The organism is Mesorhizobium sp. M7D.F.Ca.US.004.03.1.1 (assembly GCF_003998635.1).
GTDB classification, from domain to species: domain Bacteria; phylum Pseudomonadota; class Alphaproteobacteria; order Rhizobiales; family Rhizobiaceae; genus Mesorhizobium; species Mesorhizobium loti.
In genome coordinates this window covers 1-3,591 of sequence record NZ_RZQG01000622.1, presented here as the reverse complement: position 1 = coordinate 3,591, position 3,591 = coordinate 1, and the positions used below count along the sequence as shown (strand labels likewise).

The window sequence follows — 3,591 nt, the reverse complement described above, 5'->3', positions numbered from 1 at the left end:
GGACTGGACCATGCAGCGTCTGGCCGACATCCTCGACGCGCCGGTCGACCGTCCGACCATCCTGGAGACGACCGCGCTGGGCGCCGCATGGCTGGCCGGCTCGAAGGCAGGAGTGTGGCCGGATGCCAAGAAATTCGCGAAAAGCTGGGCACTCGAACGGCGCTTCCAGCCGGACATGGATGGCTCCGTGCGCGTAGCCAAGCTTGCTGGTTGGCGCGATGCTGTGCGCAGGACGCTGAGCGTGTCATAAACAGCCGTCAGTGGTGGGTGATGGGGCGCGAGGAATGCAGCCAGACTGGCATCCTGCTTGGCGCGACGAGGCTATCGAACAGCTGAAGGCCAAGAACGCACGCTTGAAGAAAGATCTCCACCTTGGTAGCTGGTCGCGCTATGATTATGATCTGACGGCCGGAACGCTTCTGTTCTCGCAAGACGGGGTGGTCAAGGTCGTCACCGAGATCCAGATTGTCGGCTCAACGAGTACCGAGGGCGGCAACTGGCTGTGGGCTTGGGCAAATTCAAGCCTGCCTAGCGAGCTCCTCAGCGACGCAAAGCTGGTTCGATCCTTCGGCGAACAGCATGGCATTGACGAACTGGCCCGAGCCTATGCGACACGCGCGGACAATGCGCTGGAAGTGCTTGGTTGGGAACTCAGCGCGGTGATGTCTCGAATCTGCGACGGGTTGGGTATCTATCGTTGTCCCAGCAGAGAGGACGGCGGGGGTTTTTATCTGATGCCCAAGAGCATCAACTGGGCAAGCTGACGGCAACTTGTTCCTCTTCCGGCCAATCGATCAAGAGCCCGCGCCGTTGCCGGCGCGGGCTTTACTCAACGCATCTCAGCTACGCAAACGCGCCTTGATCAATAAGGCGAACGACATTCCTGACGGGGGCCGTAATTCGGCTGGAACGTATTGTCCGAAGAGCGATAGCTGCGATAGTGGTCATAGCACCACTGCACATGCGAATTGCCTTCGTAGACACGGTTGTTTTCACTGTTGATGATCGCGCCGGTGATCAGGGCGCCGGTGGCGAAGGCAGCCAGCGGGAACCAGTTGTCGCCATGGCGCCGATAGCCGCGATGGTATTCGCGATAGCCGCGGTGGCCGTTCCAATACACGCCACGATCATTGTTGCGGGCAAAGTTCCGATTGCCGTTGAAATTGCGGCTGAAGTTGCGGCGATCGCCGTGACGCTTCCACTCAGGATATTGGGAAGGATGTTGGGCTGGCGTGTCGCCGGCTGCGACGTTCAGGATATTTGACGACGTCACCGGTGCCTGAGGCACGAACATTTGTGCTGCATTGGCCGGACCGGCGGCTGCCGCGAACGAAACTGACAATGTGGTCGCCAGTATACCCGATACGATCTTGTTCATTATCTTCTCCTTCGAAAGGGTGATTGACGTCCCTTGTGGCGAGGAAACGGGCGAGGTGGCTTATAGTTCCCCGCGAAAACGCCAAGTTGCTGATTTGTAATGTTTCTCCGGCCTGCTGGCGAGGCGACAGACCGGTCGTGCAATCGCTCTGCCAGGGCGGTGTCTCTCATGATCGAAGCGGCCACTCAGACCCGGCGATCATGCTGGAAAAGCCCGGCCTGCGAATGCTGTTTTTCCGGTTGACCGGTCGAGGCACTCTCCCTATGTTCCGCGCAATTTCGAGGGTCGCCTTTCGCGCCCGCGGGAGCGCGTAGCTCAGCCGGTAGAGCAACTGACTTTTAATCAGTAGGTCATGGGTTCGAATCCCATCGCGCTCACCAACAAATCAATCACTTAGATCGAAAATCTATGCGCACGTGCATTTACCGGTATTACCTAGAATTCCCATGTTTTCCGGGCTTTTCTTGGCGTTATCCGGGAATCGCTGGCGCACGCGGCGCATGAAAAAGCCCGCGCGAGGCGGGCCTTCGATCCGATGTTGATGATGCGGTTAGGCCAAGTGCGTGCCCCGTGCAATGCAGATCGCCCAAGCCGCTTCATCGATCGGCTTCAGGCCGTCGGCCAGGAACGTCCTGTCGCGACAAGGATCCACATCAGCGAACGACCGTACGCCATACACCTCTTGCCCCTTGCTCGTTCTTGCCCTCGATAGAACCGGCGACGGCATAGGCTGGTCTTTTTCCTGCCTCAGGCGCAAAGCGCACAGCCCGACGTCATCCAAATTCGGAGCGGTGCCAGATGGCGCAACAATTATTGGGCAGGCGGCCATTATGGGCGATACAGGGGTTACTATGGCCACCCCTACTATGGGCGTGGATACGGCGGCTATGACGACTTCCTTCCAGGAGGACAGTGATCGGAAGCATGTTCAACAACGGCTGCTACGGTGGCGGGTATTACGGCGGTGGGTATTATGCTGACCCGTATTACGGCGGCGGCCATTACCGCTCTGTGTATTACGACAGGTACTACTATCACCGACATCACTACCGTAGGCACTACTACCGCTACTGAAATACCGACATGCTATCGCATCTAGCCCGCTGCCTCCACGGTGGCGGGCCTGCCTTTTCGTTCGCAGATTGCGGCAGTCCGTTAATGGTTATTGGACTGCTGGAAGCCGGCCACGTCGTATTGAGATACGCTCTTCGGATTCTTTGAGTTCTGCGGCTGCTCGCCAGCGTAGTGTGTTCCCGCATTACCAGCTGGGTTGAAGGCTGAACCCGGAGCAGAGCTTGCGTGGCCTGGAGTGGCACTTCCTGTTTGAGGGGTTCCAATCGTTTGATTGGGCTGACCTGTCGTGCCTGTTACGGTGTGGACGTTGGCGGCGAAGGCCATGCCAGTGGAGGCTATGAATAGGCCGGCCATCATTGGTGTGAGGAGATGTTTCATGGTGTTCCTCCTAAAGCATTGGGTTTCAGGAAGGGCGCTCGGGTCTTTATGAGCACCCGGCGAATTAGACGTCATGTGCCACGAACGCTTTTCGGACCGCTATTCGTCCCGAGCATCGCGAATCTGTGATGTCGCGCGACATTTCAACGTTTCTTCGCCTTCGGCGTGATCTCTTCGACCCGCACCTTGTCGCCGATCTCCTTGGCCGCCGCCAAGGCTTCGGCCTTGTCTTTGGTCGTCAGGAGCGTGCGCCAGTGCGGTTTCTCGAATACGCTGACGATGTAGGTTGTGGCGGGCTTGTCGGGTATCTCTTCCTCTGATCGATGAAAGCCCGCGCCGTGGAGCGACCAATGACGCGGGCCGCGGCTGACGGTTAGCCGACCAGCCTTTCGCCGGATGCCAGTGACAACATCCGAGCATGAACTTAACTATTCGAAACGGCTAATGTTCCGTTCGAGCCAGCGGATCATCGCTGCGCTTGAATGTCGGTTTCCAGTCGCGGTTGCTCTTCGCCTGGATCCCTTCGTAGTCAGGAACTACGGTGAAAAACACCGACCGGCGGTCGCGAGGTTCGAATCCCATCGCGCTCACCATTGCTCACTCATTCGCAAACACCAGCGAGACATTGCCGCCGGCGTGGCGCTCGAGCCGGCCGGCGAGGTCGAGTTCCAGCAGCACCATGAAGACCTGGGCCGGGTGCAGGCGGGTGTGGCGGATGATCTCGTCGACCGCCACGGGTGTCGGGCCGAGCGCCTCTATAA

At 58.6% G+C, this 3,591-nt stretch carries 4 protein-coding genes, 1 tRNA gene and 2 pseudogenes; 4 read left to right on the top strand and 3 right to left on the bottom strand.

Going from position 1 to position 3,591, the window contains the following annotated elements; translation table 11 throughout:
- A pseudogene (locus tag EN935_RS26650) lies at window positions 1-250 on the top strand (FGGY-family carbohydrate kinase); the annotation flags it as partial.
- Window positions 251-284: 34 nt separating this feature from the next.
- Window positions 285-764: a DUF6882 domain-containing protein gene (locus EN935_RS26645; RefSeq protein WP_127265106.1), complete on the top strand. Its 480-nt coding sequence runs from the start codon at window positions 285-287 to the stop codon at window positions 762-764.
- Window positions 765-862: 98 nt separating this feature from the next.
- Here EN935_RS26645 and EN935_RS26640 read toward each other — a convergent pair whose 3' ends face one another.
- On the bottom strand, window positions 863-1,378 hold the full coding sequence (locus EN935_RS26640; RefSeq protein WP_126069030.1) for a BA14K family protein: 516 nt from the start codon (window positions 1,376-1,378) through the stop codon (window positions 863-865).
- A 304-nt stretch (window positions 1,379-1,682) separates the two neighbouring features.
- Between EN935_RS26640 and EN935_RS26635 the strand changes: the two genes are divergently transcribed.
- Window positions 1,683-1,758: transfer RNA gene (locus tag EN935_RS26635), tRNA-Lys, on the top strand.
- A gap of 775 nt (window positions 1,759-2,533) precedes the next feature.
- On the opposite strand, the gene EN935_RS26630 is transcribed toward EN935_RS26635, so the two are convergent.
- Window positions 2,534-2,830, bottom strand: coding sequence for an adenylate cyclase (locus tag EN935_RS26630; RefSeq protein WP_206438728.1), 297 nt, complete (start codon window positions 2,828-2,830; stop codon window positions 2,534-2,536).
- 128 nt (window positions 2,831-2,958) lie between these two features.
- Here EN935_RS26630 and EN935_RS26625 point away from each other — a divergent pair, with 128 nt between their 5' ends.
- Complete coding sequence (locus EN935_RS26625) at window positions 2,959-3,150, top strand: hypothetical protein (protein WP_127373779.1); 192 nt, start codon at window positions 2,959-2,961, stop codon at window positions 3,148-3,150.
- 277 nt (window positions 3,151-3,427) lie between these two features.
- On the opposite strand, the pseudogene EN935_RS26620 reads toward EN935_RS26625, so the two are convergent.
- A pseudogene (locus EN935_RS26620) lies at window positions 3,428-3,591 on the bottom strand (DNA-protecting protein DprA); the annotation flags it as partial.

Bases quoted from the DNA above. Each gene is read 5' to 3' on its own strand.
- EN935_RS26645 (WP_127265106.1), top strand. From the start codon at position 285: ATGCAGCCAGACTGGCATCCTGCTTGGCGCGACGAGGCTATCGAACAG.
- EN935_RS26640 (WP_126069030.1), bottom strand. From the start codon at position 1,378: ATGAACAAGATCGTATCGGGTATACTGGCGACCACATTGTCAGTTTCG.
- EN935_RS26630 (WP_206438728.1), bottom strand. From the start codon at position 2,830: ATGAAACATCTCCTCACACCAATGATGGCCGGCCTATTCATAGCCTCC.
- EN935_RS26625 (WP_127373779.1), top strand. From the start codon at position 2,959: ATGTCGCGCGACATTTCAACGTTTCTTCGCCTTCGGCGTGATCTCTTC.